Below are 14,588 nucleotides of genomic sequence, written 5' to 3'. Positions count from 1 at the left end.
CCTTGTATGGGAGAACCCCATAACAAAAACGATAAACTTCTTTTGTAAGAGTCTATGTATTATTAAATAATTATGATATCAAGAAAAATGAAAGGCAGGCATCATGACCTTTCTTTGGGTTATCTTCTCCTGAATTTCAGGATAGAATGTAGCACCTTCTTTAACAGATAAAGGGTTGCTAAGGTTTCACCGGGTCTACTCCCTCCACCTTTCTTGATAACAATTACATGAATTTATGAACTAAATAGCTTTTGCTATTGATTGCATACAAATTAAAGGCATAGCCATTTGTTATGCAAGTTTATTTACTACTTTTATGATTCTGGAGCCAACTCAATTTCCAACCCATCCAATGCTGGAGTGATCGGAATCTGGCATCCTAATCTACTATTATCTTCTACATAAAAAGCCTCTGCCAGCATTAAATCCTCATCATCACTCATTTCTGGTAATTCGTGATCTGATAATACGTAGCATTGACAAGAAGCACACATCGCCATTCCTCCACACGTTCCTTCTACCGGAAGCTCATAAGCTTTACAAACCTCCATCAGATTCATATTCATATCCGTTGGTCCTTGCACTTCGTGCACTACTCCTTCTCTATCCTTAATCTTTATGGTAACGTCTGACATATTTCTTGTCCTTAATGCTTTAAAAATTCAACAAATATAGTGGTGTTTGTGTTTCTGAAGAATTATTTAAGATATACTTAAGTTTTCTCTTCTCTTTTCAGAAAAGAGAAAACTCAAATTGTCTTATATGATCGCTTTTACAACTTCCTTCTTTGCCTCTTTTTTGGTACCATCAAATCCTTCTACACCCCCTACTGTTGTATACTTCATTACGTATTTCTTGTCTGGGTGAATTCTTTGGTATGCACTCTGGCACATGATAGCCGCTTCGTGGAAACCAGAAAGAATGAGTTTAAGCTTTCCTTTATAGGTATTTACATCTCCTATGGCGTAGATCCCAGGGATATTGGTTTGATAATCATAAGAATTATCAACTTTTATAGCGTTCTTTTCTATTTCTAATCCCCAATTAGCCATTGGCCCTAATTTTGGAGATAGTCCAAATAAAGGAATAAAATAATCGGTTTCTAATCGGATATCACCTTTGGTTTTATGTTTTATCCCAACAGCTGTCAAGTGGTCTCCTCCTTCCAATTCTTTTACTTCTGCTTCTGTAATCAGATTTACTTTACCTAATTTGGATAGTTCACCAACCTGTTCAACAGAATCTAACGCTCCTCTGAACTCATTTCGTCTGTGTACTAGCGTTACTTCGCTTGCTACATCTGCCAAGAAAATAGTCCAATCCAATGCAGAATCTCCTCCTCCTGCGATCACTACTCTTTTGTCTCGATACACTTCGGGATCGCGAATAATATAGGCGACTCCTTTGTCTTCAAAATCCTGAATATTTGGAATAGGAGGTTTACGTGGCTCAAAAGAACCTAAACCACCTGCAATTGCAATAACAGGGGCATTATGTTGAGTTCCTTTGTTGGTAGTTACCAAAAAGGTATCATCTTCTAATTTTTCAATAGTTTCTGCTCTCTCACCAAGCGTAAATCCAGGATTAAAAGGCTTAATTTGCTCCATTAGGTTATCTACTAATTGTCCTGCCAAAATCTCAGGGAATCCTGGGATATCATAGATAGGTTTCTTAGGATAAATTTCTGAGCACTGTCCACCTGGTTGTGGAAGCGCATCAATTAAATGCGTTTTTAACTTCAATAATCCTGCTTCAAAAACAGTGAATAACCCTGTAGGTCCAGCTCCGATGATTAAAATATCAGTCTTGATCATGTTCAACTTCTTTTTTTCCTATTAATCCTTTTGTGAATTCGTTTAGCGTTTCCACTTTTTCTTCGAAATCACCTTTTATTGTTTTTCTATATTCATTTAAATTCTTAACCAAATCGTCTATGTTTTCTGGCAATACTTCTTCAAAAAACTGACGCAATCTTTTGGCTGTTGTAGGCGACTTTCCGTTAGTCGAAATCGCCACCTTTACATTACCTTTTGTAACGATTCCTCCCATATAAAAATCACAGTATGGGGGATTATCAGCAACGTTTACCAATTTGCTTCTTTTTCTACAGTCTTTGTACACTTTCATATTCACTTCTGGCACATCTGTAGTTGCAATCACTATATGTTTATCTTTAAGGAATCGTCTATGATATTTCTTTTCTATCATTCTTACTCCAAACTTATTGGCCAGAGCAATGGTTCCTTCTCTAAACATAGGCGATACCATAGTCACCTTAGCATCAGGACTGGATTTTGTCAAGAATGTTAGTTTTTCTTCAGCTACATTTCCTCCTCCGACGATAAGCACCTCAAGATTTCTAACCTTCAAAAAAACCGGATATAGATTATTTCTTTCTTCCATCACTGTCATCCTTACGATCCAGATGCTTCTATTTTGTTTACCTCTTCATAAATTGAAGCCAGTTGCACTTTCTGTCGAACTACTTCTCCTATCACAATTATAGCTGGCGAAGACAATTCTTGATCAGCAACGACCTGCTCGATTGTTTGTATCGTACCCATACCAAACTTTTCTTTTTTGGTAGTTCCGTTTTGAATAATCGCTACAGGTACCTCTTCTTTATTTTCGGCTGCAAAAATACGAACTATTTCGCTTAACTTACTCATCCCCATCAAAATTACCACAGTTGCTTTTGATTTTGCCGCCAGGTAAACATCCTGTGATAATTTGTGGGATTTTGTTGTTCCGGTAATTACCCAGAAGCTTTCTGAAGCTCCTCTTCGGGTTAACGGAATTCCCTGGTATGCTGGTACCGCCAAAGAAGAGGAAATACCAGGCACCATATCCGTTACAATACCAAATTGTTTAACATAATCGATCTCTTCTGCACCACGACCAAAAATAAATGGGTCGCCTCCTTTGAGTCTTACTACATGACCATGGCTTTTTGCTCTCGCCACTATTAAATCATTGATCTGCTCTTGCCGGTAGGCATAGCATCCTTTCCTCTTACCTACAAATATTTTTTCGGCACTAGGAGCGTAATCCAATAACTCTTCATTAATGAGTGCATCATACAACACCACATCTGCAGCTTCTAAAGCTTTGATTGCCTTCAGCGTTATCAGATCCGGATCTCCTGGACCCGCTCCTACAACTGTTAATTTTGGTGTTTTATGAATACTCATCGTATATTCCTTTCTTTATTTTTATACTTACTTGATCACAGGTTTATCCCTCTACGAATCAAACAAATGTATAGCTTTAAGCACTTTCTACCTCAAGTGCTCTGTAAGATTGTACTTTTTGCAAAAATTGCTGTGCAATTTTGATATAATCCAAAGCAAAGTCCTTTGTTGGTGCGTTTTTCTGAATCTGATATACCAGATCAGCAAAGGTTCCTTCCAGGTTTATCTTTTTAGTCTCAACAAAAAGTTCATCAAATTGTCTGATAATCCCTGCATGTGTATTCGTCTTTTTGTTTTCTGCAATCAATAATGCTTTTGCAGAATTTACTAAAGAACTATAAGTATGATATACCGCATCAGAATACACTTCACTATCAAAAGAAGCTTTGGCATTTTGGATTTTCTCTTCACTTTCCAAAAATAGCGTAGCTACCAAATCAATTACTACACCTGCACATTCTCCTACACCAATTGCTTTTACATATTTTTCTTCATTACCCCAATCCACAAAATCTTCTGGAGTAAGGTTATCTGTTTCAGAAAGGTCAGTAAGCAAATCATAAAAATACTTTTCTCCCTGTTCTGCATAATAATCTACAAAAAGCTGATTCTTGGCATTCGCCTCAAAATCATTAAGGATACGTCTTAAAGCCTCTGGTCCTCTTCTACTTGGGATTTTTACCACCTTGTCTGCAAAACGACCATTTCCATCTCCTAAATTCCCTCCACCTAGCAATACCTGAAGTGCTGGTGCTACTAACTTATCCTTAGTACGAATCGACATCCCCTGGAAACCTATATTAGCCATATTATGCTGTCCGCAAGCATTCATACATCCACTAATTTTGATCACTAGATCTTCTTTTTCCAAGTATTGTGGGTATTCTACTTTTAGCACTCGCTCCAACTCATCGGCAATACCAGTACTGCTAGCAATTCCTAAGTTACAGGTATCCGTTCCCGGACAAGCAGTAATATCTACCGCCTTGTTGTATCCGGCTTCGGTGAAACCAAGTTTTCCTAATTTCTGATAGAAAAATGGAACTAAATCTTCCTTCACAAAAGGAATCAATATATTTTGTCGTAAAGATAATCGTAGTTCTCCTGCTGCATATTGTTCTACTAAATCTGCTAATAATCTTGCTTTGTCTGTATAAAAATCTCCTAACAACACTTTGATTCCTATCGCAACATATCCTTCTTGCTTTTGAGGAATAACATTCGTTGACTTCCAGAGTTCAAAAGCTTTCTGATCTTTGATAGCTACCACAGGGGTTTCTACAATAACTGGAGTAGAAACTTCGTAAGCTTCTGCATCAATAGGTACAGTTTTATTTACGATTGCTTTTTGTTCTGCTTCTACCAACTCTTTGAATGCCTCTAATCCGATATCCTTAATCAAGAATTTCATTCTGGCCTTGGCTCTACTCTTTCTCTCACCGTGGCGATCAAAGATTCTCAATACCCCTTCCATTAGAGGAATAATTTTATCGGTAGGCAAAAAGCTGTATAATTCATCCGCATGTCGTGGTTGTGAACCTAATCCACCACCTAGCATCACTTTAAAACCTCGAACCCCATTTTCAATTTTGGCAATAAACCCAAGATCGTGCATGTAAGATAGTCCTGTATCTTCGTCGGTTCCTGAAAAAGAAACTTTGAATTTACGTCCCATTTCCTGACAAATCGGGTTTCTCAAGAAATTTTGAAACACTGCATGTGCATAGGGAGACACATCAAAAGGTTCATTTACATCAATCCCTGCAGTTTCTGAAGCCGTTACATTACGTACTGTATTTCCGCAAGCTTCTCTTAGGGTCACATCATCTTTTTCCAGTTCTGCCCACAATTCTGGAGTTCTATTTAAATCTACATAATGAATCTGGATATCCTGACGTGTAGTGATATGCAAACGTCCTCTGGAATACTCATCAGACACTTCGCAGATACGTTTTAATTGGTTAGATTTCACTTTTCCATACGGTAGCTTAATACGAATCATCTGCACTCCTTCCTGACGCTGACCATATACTCCACGAGCCAAACGAAGGCTTCGAAACTTCTCTTCATCAATCTTACCCTTATGGAATTGCTCAATTTTATTAGCCAATTCGATGATGTCTTTTTCGACAACTGGGTTTTCTATTTCAGTTCTAAAACTTTGCATCTTTTTTGGTGTTTCGGCCCTTCAAAAAAGGACATAATTATGACTTTTGTGTATCTATTTTTTACCGCAAAAATCGTATGATTTTATTCTGTGAAAATCGACTCTATTTTTACTCTATAAATCCAACTCCTGATGTATTATTGGTTTGTGAATCTATTAATATAAAAGAGCCCGAGGCTTTATTTTTACTATATGAATCAAATGCCAATGGCTTACTTAACTGGATCTGTACTTTACCAATTTCATTAAGTGTAAGCGTATTCTTTGAAGTATCTTCTCCAGAGAAATCTGTTGCAATAGTCCCACTTATGTTTTTTACTTTAGCCAAAATGCGATTGCTTCCACTTTGCACAAAATAATTGCTCCCTGGATTTAGCGCTTTACTATCCATCCAGCAAACGGTTGCTGTTAATTGTTTTTCAACTTTTGGTTGCTCTTCTGATTTTACAATCATATCCCCTCTGCTAATGTTGATATCATCTTCCAGGGTGATGGTGCAAGAACTTCCTCTTCCTGCTGTGTCAAACTTCTTATCAAAGAAGTAAATCTCTTTTATTTTTGAAGAAGTTAGTGAAGGTAGTACAGTTACTTCGTCTCCTACAGAAATATCTCCTCCATACAATTTCCCTGCATATCCTCTGAAATCATGAAACTCTTCAGTCTTTGGCCTGATTACTGTTTGAACAGGGAAACGCACTTGCGCTTTTTCATACACATCCTGAGCATTTAACTTCTCTAGATGCTCCAGTAATGTTTGTCCTTCGTACCAAGGTGTACTTTGTGATTTTTCTACCACGTTATCTCCTTGCAAAGCACTTACCGGGATAAAGGTGATATTTTGATCTTTATATTCGCTTTTATCAATAAGTTTCTGAAAATCTGCTTTTACCGCTTCGTAAGTTTCTTCTGCATAATCTACCAAATCCATTTTGTTGATCGCTACAATCACATCCTTTACTCTCAATAAATTATTGATAAAAAAATGACGATAGGTTTGTTCTACCACTCCTTTTCTGGCATCTACCAAAATAATAGATGCTTGCGAAGTTGATGCTCCCGTTACCATATTTCGAGTATACTCAATATGTCCCGGAGTATCAGCGATGATATAGCTCTTCTTTTTTGTTGAAAAATATATGTGTGCTACATCGATTGTTATTCCTTGTTCACGCTCAGCAACTAATCCGTCGGTAGCTAACGAGAAATCTAAATAATCGAATCCATTAGCTTTACTCTTTGCTTCAATAGCTTCTAATTTATCGGTCGTTAATGACTTAGTATCGTATAGAATTCTACCAATCAAGGTACTTTTACCATCGTCTACACTTCCTGCTGTTGCTATTTTTAGTACTTCCATCCTACTATATTTGGTTGATGTTTGAAAATCAAAACTGTTATTTTATCTACAGTCTAAATGATCAACTCATTAAAAATATCCTTGTTGTTTACGTTTTTCCATCGCTGCTTCAGATCGCTTATCATCAATACGCGCTCCTCGCTCAGAAATTTTTGATTCTCTTATCTCTGCTACTACTTTGTCTATAGACACTGCTTCAGACAATACCGCTGCCGTACAAGACATATCTCCTACGGTACGAAAACGCACCATTCTTTCTTCTACGATTTCATCTTCTTCGCGAAATACCACATCGTCTTCTGCAGACCAAATCATACCATCTCTGATAAATGTCTTTCTTTTGTGGGCAAAATAAATTGACGGTATTTCGATCTCTTCCTTTTGGATATAACTCCAAACGTCAAGTTCTGTCCAGTTACTGATTGGGAATACACGTACATTTTGTCCCAAATCTATTTTCCCGTTAAGGTGATCAAATAATTCTGGACGTTGATTTTTTTCGTCCCATTGTCCAAAATCATCTCTAACCGAAAAAATACGTTCTTTGGCTCTAGCTTTCTCTTCATCTCTTCTAGCCCCACCTATCGCAGCATCGAATTTAAATTCTTCTAAAGCATCTAATAGTGTTGTAGTTTGTAAGCTATTACGACTTGCATACTTTCCTTTTTCTTCTACTACCTTTCCTTGATCGATAGAATCCTGAACATTTCGAACGATAAGTTCAACTCCAAGTTCTTCTACCAATCTATCTCTAAATTCGATAGTTTCCGGAAAGTTGTGTCCAGTATCAATATGTAAAAGTGGAAAAGGAATTTTTGCTGGATAAAAAGCTTTTTGAGCTAATCTTACCAAAGTAATCGAATCTTTTCCTCCAGAAAACAGAAGTACAGGCTTCTCGAATTGCGCTGCTACTTCTCTAAGAATGTAAATCGCTTCACTTTCTAAGGCGTTTACCTTCAACAATGAAACACTACCCAAATCCTCTTTTAATCCGTTTAGTTGCTCTACTTTCTTTTCTAGTATTTCCATGCTTCGTTCTTCGTTATTATTAGTTAGTATGCAACCCACACTCTCTGTTCTCTAACACCTTGGTTGGGTCAAAATATTTAAATTCGTTAGGTAAATTGTTTTCTTCTAAATACACATCTAATTCTGCATCACTGTAATAGTAGAAAGGACTTACTTTTAGCACTCCATCTTTCCCCACACTCAAAATATCAAGAGAATCTCTTAGTGCTGTTTGCCCCTTTCTCAAGTTGGTAAACCATACATCGGGAGCATGTTCTGCCATTGCTCTTCCAAAAGGCTCTAATTTTACTTGCTCGGTAAATTCTTTGTGCTTTGGATCATCGATATCAGGTATACCCATTACAACATCACGATGTGCAGTAGTTTGCTTAGGTACATACAATTTGACGTTTAGCGCTAATTGTTCAATTACCTGCTCTGCATGTCTGTATGTATTTGGAGTATTGTACCCAGAATCACACCAAATCACAGGCATATCTTTTTGCGCCTCAACACAAACATTAAGTATAGCCGCCTCGTAAGGTCTAAAATTAGTAGTTACCACAGCTTTTTTTGCTTGCGCAACAGCCCATTGTGCTATTTCTAAAGGAGTCTTTTCCTTAAGCTCCTTATTTAAATTTTCAATTTCTTTTTCTGTAAAGCTCATTTTATCGTCTTGATTCAGGACCTTATTTCTTTTTCAAAATCACAATTATTTTCCCCATTTGATACGATTCCAAATTCTTTCATGGAAGAAATACAGAATCATTTTGGTGACAAAATCAACAGATGCGATAGAGGTAGCCAATACGATTTCTCCAGTCAACAAGTAAGAAACCACAAGCGTATCCAATGTTCCTATAACTCTCCAGCTAATCGCTTTTGCTATACTACGAATAGGCTTTTCTGATGTCCTATCGCTGTCATAGGTCGTTTTCTTGGAAGCTACTTTATCTAATATCATTTGATCAACAATCATACTTTTTTTGCTAATTCTATTACCCTATCGGAATACTAGGATTTAAAACAAATGTATATATAAAATTTTACATAGTACATACCCTTGGTCGATTTTTATGAAATTACTAACAAAGCCTATATAAATTCATGAATATTATTACCCTTCTCCATCTTTTATGTTAAATCTTAGGTGTTATATTAACAAAACCTAAGTACTTTTATAAACAATATGACTGTAAACAAAGCGTTTATGAATGTATAAATTCAAAAAAACCTAAAAGCAAGATGAAAAGATTAGCCTTATTACTATTTTTAGCAGGTTCGACATTATTCGTTTCATGTGGTGACGATGATGACAGAGTTGAAATTAACGAATCTCTAATCCCAGGAGAATGGAATTTGACCGAGATCAGATCCGAAAATGGAAAAGCTTCAACAACTATTGAAGGTGTTCCGGTAAGTGGAGATTACAGTATTTCTGGTAAAGATTACACCGCTACAGTTACCTTCACAGAAGCTACTGCAGAAAACGAACCCAACACCGTTACAGGATCTGGAGGATTTACACTTGTCGCTAGTGTTACAATACCTACGCAAGATCCTATTGAAGTAGAACAAAATATTCCAGAATTTATAGGTTCTGGAGAATGGTCCGTATCTGGTAATACACTTACTGTTACCGTTCAAAACGAAACTACTTCTTACGAAATCACTTCATTAACAGAGCAGTCTATGACTTTAAAAATTGTTATTGATGAAGAACGTACTATAGAAAACCTTACTGTTGCTGTAACCGGCGATCAATTTATTGTGCTTACCAAACAATAGTATAGGTAACAAAAAGCATTTACGCCAAGAGAGGCAGATGATGAACTGCCTCTCTTTTTTGTTATATCCTAGCCAAAGCCTGTTCTATATCGGCAATTATATCATCAACATGTTCCAGTCCTACAGAACATCGAACCATTCCGTCCGTTATTCCAACCACTGCCTTATCCTCCTGCGCCAATTTACTGTGCGTTGTTGATGCCGGGTGGGTAACAATAGTTCTTGTATCTCCAAGATTAGCAGACAAAGAACACATTTGTATGCTATCAAAAAATGTTTTTCCTCCTTGTACACCTCCCTTAACTTCAAAAGCTACGATATTGCCTCCTAACTTCATTTGTTTTTTCGCAATATCATACTTTGGATGAGATTTTAAAAAAGGATACTTCACCCAATTCACTTTAGGATGTGACTCCAGGAATTGTGCTAATTTCAGGGCATTTTCGCAATGCTTTTCTACCCGAACTGCCAACGTTTCCAAACTTTTGGATAATACCCAAGCATTAAATGGAGACAAAGCCGGACCCGTATTTCGAGAAAATAGATAGATCTCCCGAATCAGTTCTTTTTTACCTACGGTAACTCCACCCAAAACTCGCCCCTGCCCATCAATCAATTTGGTAGCAGAATGGATCACCAAGTCAGCACCAAAAGTAATTGGATTTTGAAGGTAGGGTGTAGCAAAACAGTTATCGATAACCAAAAGCAGGTTATGTTTTTTTGCAATTTTACCCAAAGCCTCCAAATCCAGAACATCTACTCCTGGATTGGTAGGAGATTCTGCATAGATGATCTTTGTATTAGACTGTATCAGCTCTTCTACCTTTTCCAGCTCATCTACTCTGAAATAACTGGTTTCTATATTCCATTTTGGAAAATACTTGGTAAACAAAGTGTGGGTAGAACCAAACACTGATCTAGCAGAAACAATGTGATCCCCTGCATCTAGCAAAGCTGCAAAAGTGGAAAAAACCGCTGCCATTCCTGTTGCAAAAGCATAACCATCTTCTGCTCCTTCCATTTTGCAAATTTTATCCACAAACTCTGAAGTATTTGGATTGCTAAAACGGCTATACAGATTTCTTTCTTTCTCTTCGGCAAAAGAAGCTCTCATTTCTTCAGAATCTTCAAAAGTAAACCCTGAGGTCAAATACATGGGAGTCGAATGCTCCAAAAATTGTGTTTTTTCCGTTTGCGTTCTTACCGCTTGTGTTTCAAAATGTTGGCTGTTTTTGCTCATACTTCTTTATTATTTACAACCACCTTGTAATTGATGGTTGCCGTAGGCTCCAGGGTTTTTGATACAGAGCAGTACTTTTCGAATGACAATTGCGCTGCTCGCTTTGCTTTTTCTGGAGCAATATCTCCTTCTAGATACACAGTAACATCGATTTCTTTAAAAGGCTTTGCTCCATCAATTTCTACGCGTGTTCCATCTACCTCTGCTCTATAATCTGTGATCTCTTGTCTTTGTTTTTTCAGAATAGAAATCACATCTATGGCACTGCACCCTGCTACTCCCATCAATACGTATTCCATTGGGCTTGGAGCCAGGTCATGCCCTCCAACTGCTGCTTTACTATCGATATGGGTAACATGCCCTCTTTCGTTTTTTAATTCGAAGTGATAATCGTTATCTATTCTTTTTAACTGTATTTTCATTTGTTTAATTTTTTTAATGATTTCCTTTTTCGGCCAATCGAAGTATATCGCCAAATACACCTCGGGCGGTAACCGCTGCACCGGCACCGGCACCCTGAATAACGATCGGCTGATCTCCATAGGATTCGGTATAAATCTCGAATATGGAGTCGGAACCTTTTACTTGTCCTAACGCACTAGTTGCCGGAACCGAAACCAGTTTCACATCCAAATTCCCCTTTTCCTGAGAGAGATCCCCCCAAAGATCACCAATATATCTCAATACACAACCCGGCTTTTGCGCTTCTTTAACTTTTTGATATTCCTCATCCAACTCAGCAATTCGATTTAAAAAATCACTAGCCTCTCCTTCTCTCAGATTTTCCGGAATTAAATTATGGATTTGCACATCATCAAATTCATTGCTCAAATCCAATTCTCGAGCAAGAATCAACAGCTTCCTCCCCACATCATTACCGCACAAATCTTCTCTAGGATCTGGTTCTGTATATCCACTATCAATTGCCTCTTGTAATACTTCACTAAATGGCCTATCCTCTACAGAAAAGGTGTTGAACAAATAACTTAATGATCCAGAAAACACCCCTTTGATTCTGGTAATATTCTCACCAGACAAATGCAACAGTTTTATAGTGTCGATTAGTGGCAGTCCTGCCCCCACATTGGTTTCATACAGGTATTGCTTTTGATTTTCTTTAAGCTTTGCTCGTAAATCTTTATAAAAATCAAACTCCAATGTGTTTGCTACTTTATTAGAGGACACCAAATCAAAACCGTGATCGATCAATTCAATATAGTTAGACACAAAGCTTTGGCTAGCCGTATTATCGATAGCTATTAAGTTTTCGAGATGATGTTGCTTTGCAAAATCAATCACATCTTGAATCGTATATGGTTCTCCACTATCTTTAATTTCTTGCTTCCATCCAGCATAGATGCCATTTCGTTTTAGTAGTATCTTTTTGGAGTTGGCCACTGCAAAAACATTCAACTTGATATGTTTCCGGTTTTCGATTTGCTTGGCAGATTGCAAGATCTGATCAATTAAAGTTCCTCCTACCAAACCGTGTCCAAATATGGCAATATTTACCTTCTTTGAAATTTCAAAAATCTCCCCATGAATCACATTAAGCGCCTTATGTAACTGCTCTTTTTTGACTACAAGACTTACATTTTTTCCTGAAACCGTATTGTTAAACAGTAACGGAATCACCTGGTTTTTGATCAACGCATTATAAGGCTTATGAAAAGTACTCAAATCCTGACCTATGATCGAAATTACGGCAACTTGATCTTCTATAGTAATGGCGCTTACATCTCGTTTGTAAAAATCAGCTTCAAACTCTTCTTCCAGAATAAATTTGGCTTCATTAGCTTGATCCGCCTGAACCACAAAGCCGATCCCTCTTTCTGAAGATCCTTGAGAAATAATACTTACACTAATATTTCTTTGTGCCAGAGTTCTGAATATTCTAGCATCGATTCCTACTTTACCCAGTAGCCCTCTACCTTCCAAATGAATTAAAGCTACATTATCAAGAACAGACAAAGATTTTATTCCTTTTTCACTTTCTTCTGAAGTAATTAAAGTCCCCTTGTTACCGTGATCGAAAGTATTTAAAATACGTAACGGGATGTTTTTTTCTAGTAAGGGAATAATGGTCTTGGCATGCAAGATATTAGCTCCAAAATTAGCTAATTCGTTGGCCTGGGCAAAAGACAATTTTTCTATTTTCTGCGCTTCCGGAACCAGGTCGGGATTAGCCGTATAAATTCCATTGACATGGGTAAAGTTTTGCAACTCTTCGGCCTCGAGGTAATTTGCCAACAATGAGGCCGTATAGTTACTCCCGTTCCTTCCCAAAGTAGTGGTTTCCTTTTTTGTATTCGACGCAATAAAACCCGTAACCACATTAACTGTACTCCCATTGTATTTTTCAAAATGGGCCAAAATATTTTCTTTCGACAATCGATCCAGGGGCTGTGCATCTCCAAACTGTTCGTCGGTGACAATCAACTCTCTACTATCGGTAAAATTTGCATTGATATTTTTTGCCTTAAGTAGTTGAGTAACCAGTTTTGCTGAAATCACTTCTCCTTGAGACAACACCTGATCTTTTACCCGTTTGCTATAATCACCTAATAGCGAAACTCCTTCAAAAAGTTTATCCAGCGTATTAAATTCATTCTCAAACTGAACATTTTCAAAATCTGCCAACTGATATTTCTTGAAAGCTTCTAACTGTGCCTTGTAACTTTCATTTTTTCTGGCTTTTTCTAATATTTTTTCCAGCTCGTTGGTTGTATTTCCTCTAGCAGATAAAACAACGGTGATCTTTTCTCCTTGTTTGACTTTATCTTCTATAATGGTAACCACGGTTTCAATTCCTTTTCCGTTGGCTAACGATTTTCCTCCAAATTTTAGAACTTTCATTTTTCTTTTCTTTAAAAATCTCTTTCAACAATTCGTTCATTTGTTCAAACTCAATCAAAAATGCATCATGACCATGTACGGAGTCAATGATACTATGACTAATATTTTTTTTCACTTTCTTCAATTCGTTGTAGGTAGCTACATCTTCGGCTGCGGTAAAAAAGACATCAGAATTAACACTCACCAGATGAATATTGGATGAAATTTTACCAGCTACCTCAAGAAAACTTCCTCTTGATGCTGTGATGTCGATATTTGCTAGGATATAATTCAACTCTTTGTAGGCCGAAAGGGTAAAGCGGTGCTTCAATTTCTCTCCATGATGTAATAGCCAACTTTCTATATTAAACATGTCTTTGTCTTCATTATAGGTCCTATCGAACTTTTGCTTAAAGGATTCTGGTGATCTATATATCAGCATCGCATGAAGTCTGGCATCATGAACTGGATTACTAGAATTAAGTAATATTTGCTCTTGCACCAAGCAATTGGCTTTTAGCCAATCTGTAGATTTCCAATCGGTAGCTACAGGGATTAAATTTTTAATCAAATCAGGCTTTAACGCCGCTAATTCCCAAGCAATACCTCCTCCTACAGAACCACCTATCACAGCATATAGTTCATGAATAGCTAATGCCTCTAACCCTTCTGCAAAAAGAACAGCAATATCTCTTGCGTTAAACAACCTATAGTCATCAATCAAATTCTCAGCTACTCCATCATATCCGTTTCCCGGAATATTAAATGAAATCACAGTATATCTATTGGTATCGATACATTTTCCTGCACCAATGAGGCCATTCCACCATCCGCCATCTCCGCATATTGTAGAGTTACCCGTTAACGCATGATTAACCAGTACTACAGGAGCTTGATGAATCGGTTTCCCGAAAACCTCATAGGTCAGAGGAATATGATCAATATGTTTCCCTTTTACTGTTGTAAAATTTGAGATGTCTATTTTTTGCAGCATGCAAACGT

At 37.3% G+C, this 14,588-nt stretch carries 14 protein-coding genes and 1 riboswitch; of the genes, 1 reads left to right on the top strand and 13 read right to left on the bottom strand.

The features are described 5' to 3' along the window. Positions 1-116: 116 nt before the first annotated feature. Positions 117-223, bottom strand: a riboswitch (SAM riboswitch). A 91-nt stretch (positions 224-314) separates the two neighbouring features. The 9 genes from AC0L3Q_RS04685 to AC0L3Q_RS04645 form a co-directional block, all read right to left on the bottom strand. Next, on the bottom strand, positions 315-635 hold the full coding sequence (locus tag AC0L3Q_RS04685; protein WP_073315504.1) for a 2Fe-2S iron-sulfur cluster-binding protein: 321 nt from the start codon (positions 633-635) through the stop codon (positions 315-317). A gap of 123 nt (positions 636-758) precedes the next feature. Next, positions 759-1,814 (bottom strand): NAD(P)/FAD-dependent oxidoreductase, encoded by a 1,056-nt coding sequence (locus AC0L3Q_RS04680; RefSeq protein WP_073315505.1) that lies wholly within the window; start codon positions 1,812-1,814, stop codon positions 759-761. Next, a complete protein-coding gene (locus tag AC0L3Q_RS04675) occupies positions 1,801-2,403 on the bottom strand; it encodes a precorrin-2 dehydrogenase/sirohydrochlorin ferrochelatase family protein (protein ID WP_073315813.1) in 603 nt (200 codons plus the stop codon). The genes AC0L3Q_RS04680 and AC0L3Q_RS04675 overlap by 14 nt, the downstream gene beginning before the upstream one ends. Before the next feature lie 11 nt (positions 2,404-2,414). Beyond that, positions 2,415-3,191 carry a uroporphyrinogen-III C-methyltransferase gene (gene cobA / locus AC0L3Q_RS04670; protein ID WP_473285526.1) on the bottom strand — a complete coding sequence of 259 codons (777 nt, stop codon included), beginning with the start codon at positions 3,189-3,191 and terminating at the stop codon, positions 2,415-2,417. A gap of 76 nt (positions 3,192-3,267) precedes the next feature. Further along, a complete protein-coding gene (locus AC0L3Q_RS04665; protein WP_473285525.1) occupies positions 3,268-5,358 on the bottom strand; it encodes a HEPN domain-containing protein in 2,091 nt (696 codons plus the stop codon). A 109-nt stretch (positions 5,359-5,467) separates the two neighbouring features. After that, positions 5,468-6,715: a sulfate adenylyltransferase subunit 1 gene (locus AC0L3Q_RS04660; RefSeq protein ID WP_473285524.1), complete on the bottom strand. Its 1,248-nt coding sequence runs from the start codon at positions 6,713-6,715 to the stop codon at positions 5,468-5,470. Positions 6,716-6,784: 69 nt separating this feature from the next. Next, positions 6,785-7,744: a sulfate adenylyltransferase subunit CysD gene (gene cysD / locus AC0L3Q_RS04655; RefSeq protein ID WP_473285523.1), complete on the bottom strand. Its 960-nt coding sequence runs from the start codon at positions 7,742-7,744 to the stop codon at positions 6,785-6,787. Between the two features lie 19 nt (positions 7,745-7,763). Beyond that, positions 7,764-8,390: a phosphoadenosine phosphosulfate reductase domain-containing protein gene (locus AC0L3Q_RS04650; protein WP_473285522.1), complete on the bottom strand. Its 627-nt coding sequence runs from the start codon at positions 8,388-8,390 to the stop codon at positions 7,764-7,766. A 45-nt stretch (positions 8,391-8,435) separates the two neighbouring features. Further along, on the bottom strand, positions 8,436-8,702 hold the full coding sequence (locus AC0L3Q_RS04645) for a DUF2061 domain-containing protein (protein WP_170864571.1): 267 nt from the start codon (positions 8,700-8,702) through the stop codon (positions 8,436-8,438). 266 nt (positions 8,703-8,968) lie between these two features. Between AC0L3Q_RS04645 and AC0L3Q_RS04640 the strand changes: the two genes are divergently transcribed. Beyond that, complete coding sequence (locus AC0L3Q_RS04640) at positions 8,969-9,511, top strand: lipocalin family protein (protein WP_473285521.1); 543 nt, start codon at positions 8,969-8,971, stop codon at positions 9,509-9,511. Between the two features lie 61 nt (positions 9,512-9,572). Here AC0L3Q_RS04640 and AC0L3Q_RS04635 read toward each other — a convergent pair whose 3' ends face one another. Genes AC0L3Q_RS04635 through AC0L3Q_RS04620 form a run of 4 tightly spaced genes read right to left on the bottom strand, consistent with a single transcriptional unit; the run spans position 9,573 to position 14,580 of the window. Continuing rightward, positions 9,573-10,751, bottom strand: coding sequence for a trans-sulfuration enzyme family protein (locus AC0L3Q_RS04635; RefSeq protein WP_473285520.1), 1,179 nt, complete (start codon positions 10,749-10,751; stop codon positions 9,573-9,575). After that, positions 10,748-11,173, bottom strand: a complete 426-nt coding sequence (locus AC0L3Q_RS04630; RefSeq protein ID WP_473285519.1) for an OsmC family protein — start codon at positions 11,171-11,173, stop codon at positions 10,748-10,750. The genes AC0L3Q_RS04635 and AC0L3Q_RS04630 overlap by 4 nt, the downstream gene beginning before the upstream one ends. Before the next feature lie 13 nt (positions 11,174-11,186). Continuing rightward, positions 11,187-13,607: a bifunctional aspartate kinase/homoserine dehydrogenase I gene (thrA, locus tag AC0L3Q_RS04625; protein ID WP_473285518.1), complete on the bottom strand. Its 2,421-nt coding sequence runs from the start codon at positions 13,605-13,607 to the stop codon at positions 11,187-11,189. Next, positions 13,555-14,580, bottom strand: a complete 1,026-nt coding sequence (locus tag AC0L3Q_RS04620) for an alpha/beta fold hydrolase (RefSeq protein ID WP_473285517.1) — start codon at positions 14,578-14,580, stop codon at positions 13,555-13,557. The genes thrA and AC0L3Q_RS04620 overlap by 53 nt, the downstream gene beginning before the upstream one ends. Between the last annotated feature and the right edge of the window lie 8 nt (positions 14,581-14,588).

The sequence above is a fragment of the Aquimarina sp. KJ22-3 genome (assembly GCF_055808215.1).
Note: the sequence above shows the minus strand (reverse complement) of the source record. Positions and strands in the feature narration are given on the sequence as shown.

Excerpts from the sequence above, each read along its gene's own strand:
- AC0L3Q_RS04675 (WP_073315813.1), bottom strand. The coding sequence starts at position 2,403 with ATGGAAGAAAGAAATAATCTATATCCGGTTTTTTTGAAGGTTAGAAAT.
- cysD (WP_473285523.1), bottom strand. The coding sequence starts at position 7,744 with ATGGAAATACTAGAAAAGAAAGTAGAGCAACTAAACGGATTAAAAGAG.
- AC0L3Q_RS04630 (WP_473285519.1), bottom strand. The coding sequence starts at position 11,173 with ATGAAAATACAGTTAAAAAGAATAGATAACGATTATCACTTCGAATTA.
- AC0L3Q_RS04660 (WP_473285524.1), bottom strand. The coding sequence starts at position 6,715 with ATGGAAGTACTAAAAATAGCAACAGCAGGAAGTGTAGACGATGGTAAA.
- AC0L3Q_RS04650 (WP_473285522.1), bottom strand. The coding sequence starts at position 8,390 with ATGAGCTTTACAGAAAAAGAAATTGAAAATTTAAATAAGGAGCTTAAG.
- thrA (WP_473285518.1), bottom strand. The coding sequence starts at position 13,607 with ATGAAAGTTCTAAAATTTGGAGGAAAATCGTTAGCCAACGGAAAAGGA.
- AC0L3Q_RS04635 (WP_473285520.1), bottom strand. The coding sequence starts at position 10,751 with ATGAGCAAAAACAGCCAACATTTTGAAACACAAGCGGTAAGAACGCAA.
- AC0L3Q_RS04685 (WP_073315504.1), bottom strand. The coding sequence starts at position 635 with ATGTCAGACGTTACCATAAAGATTAAGGATAGAGAAGGAGTAGTGCAC.
- AC0L3Q_RS04680 (WP_073315505.1), bottom strand. The coding sequence starts at position 1,814 with ATGATCAAGACTGATATTTTAATCATCGGAGCTGGACCTACAGGGTTA.
- AC0L3Q_RS04645 (WP_170864571.1), bottom strand. The coding sequence starts at position 8,702 with ATGATTGTTGATCAAATGATATTAGATAAAGTAGCTTCCAAGAAAACG.
- cobA (WP_473285526.1), bottom strand. The coding sequence starts at position 3,191 with ATGAGTATTCATAAAACACCAAAATTAACAGTTGTAGGAGCGGGTCCA.
- AC0L3Q_RS04620 (WP_473285517.1), bottom strand. The coding sequence starts at position 14,580 with ATGCTGCAAAAAATAGACATCTCAAATTTTACAACAGTAAAAGGGAAA.
- AC0L3Q_RS04665 (WP_473285525.1), bottom strand. The coding sequence starts at position 5,358 with ATGCAAAGTTTTAGAACTGAAATAGAAAACCCAGTTGTCGAAAAAGAC.
- AC0L3Q_RS04640 (WP_473285521.1), top strand. The coding sequence starts at position 8,969 with ATGAAAAGATTAGCCTTATTACTATTTTTAGCAGGTTCGACATTATTC.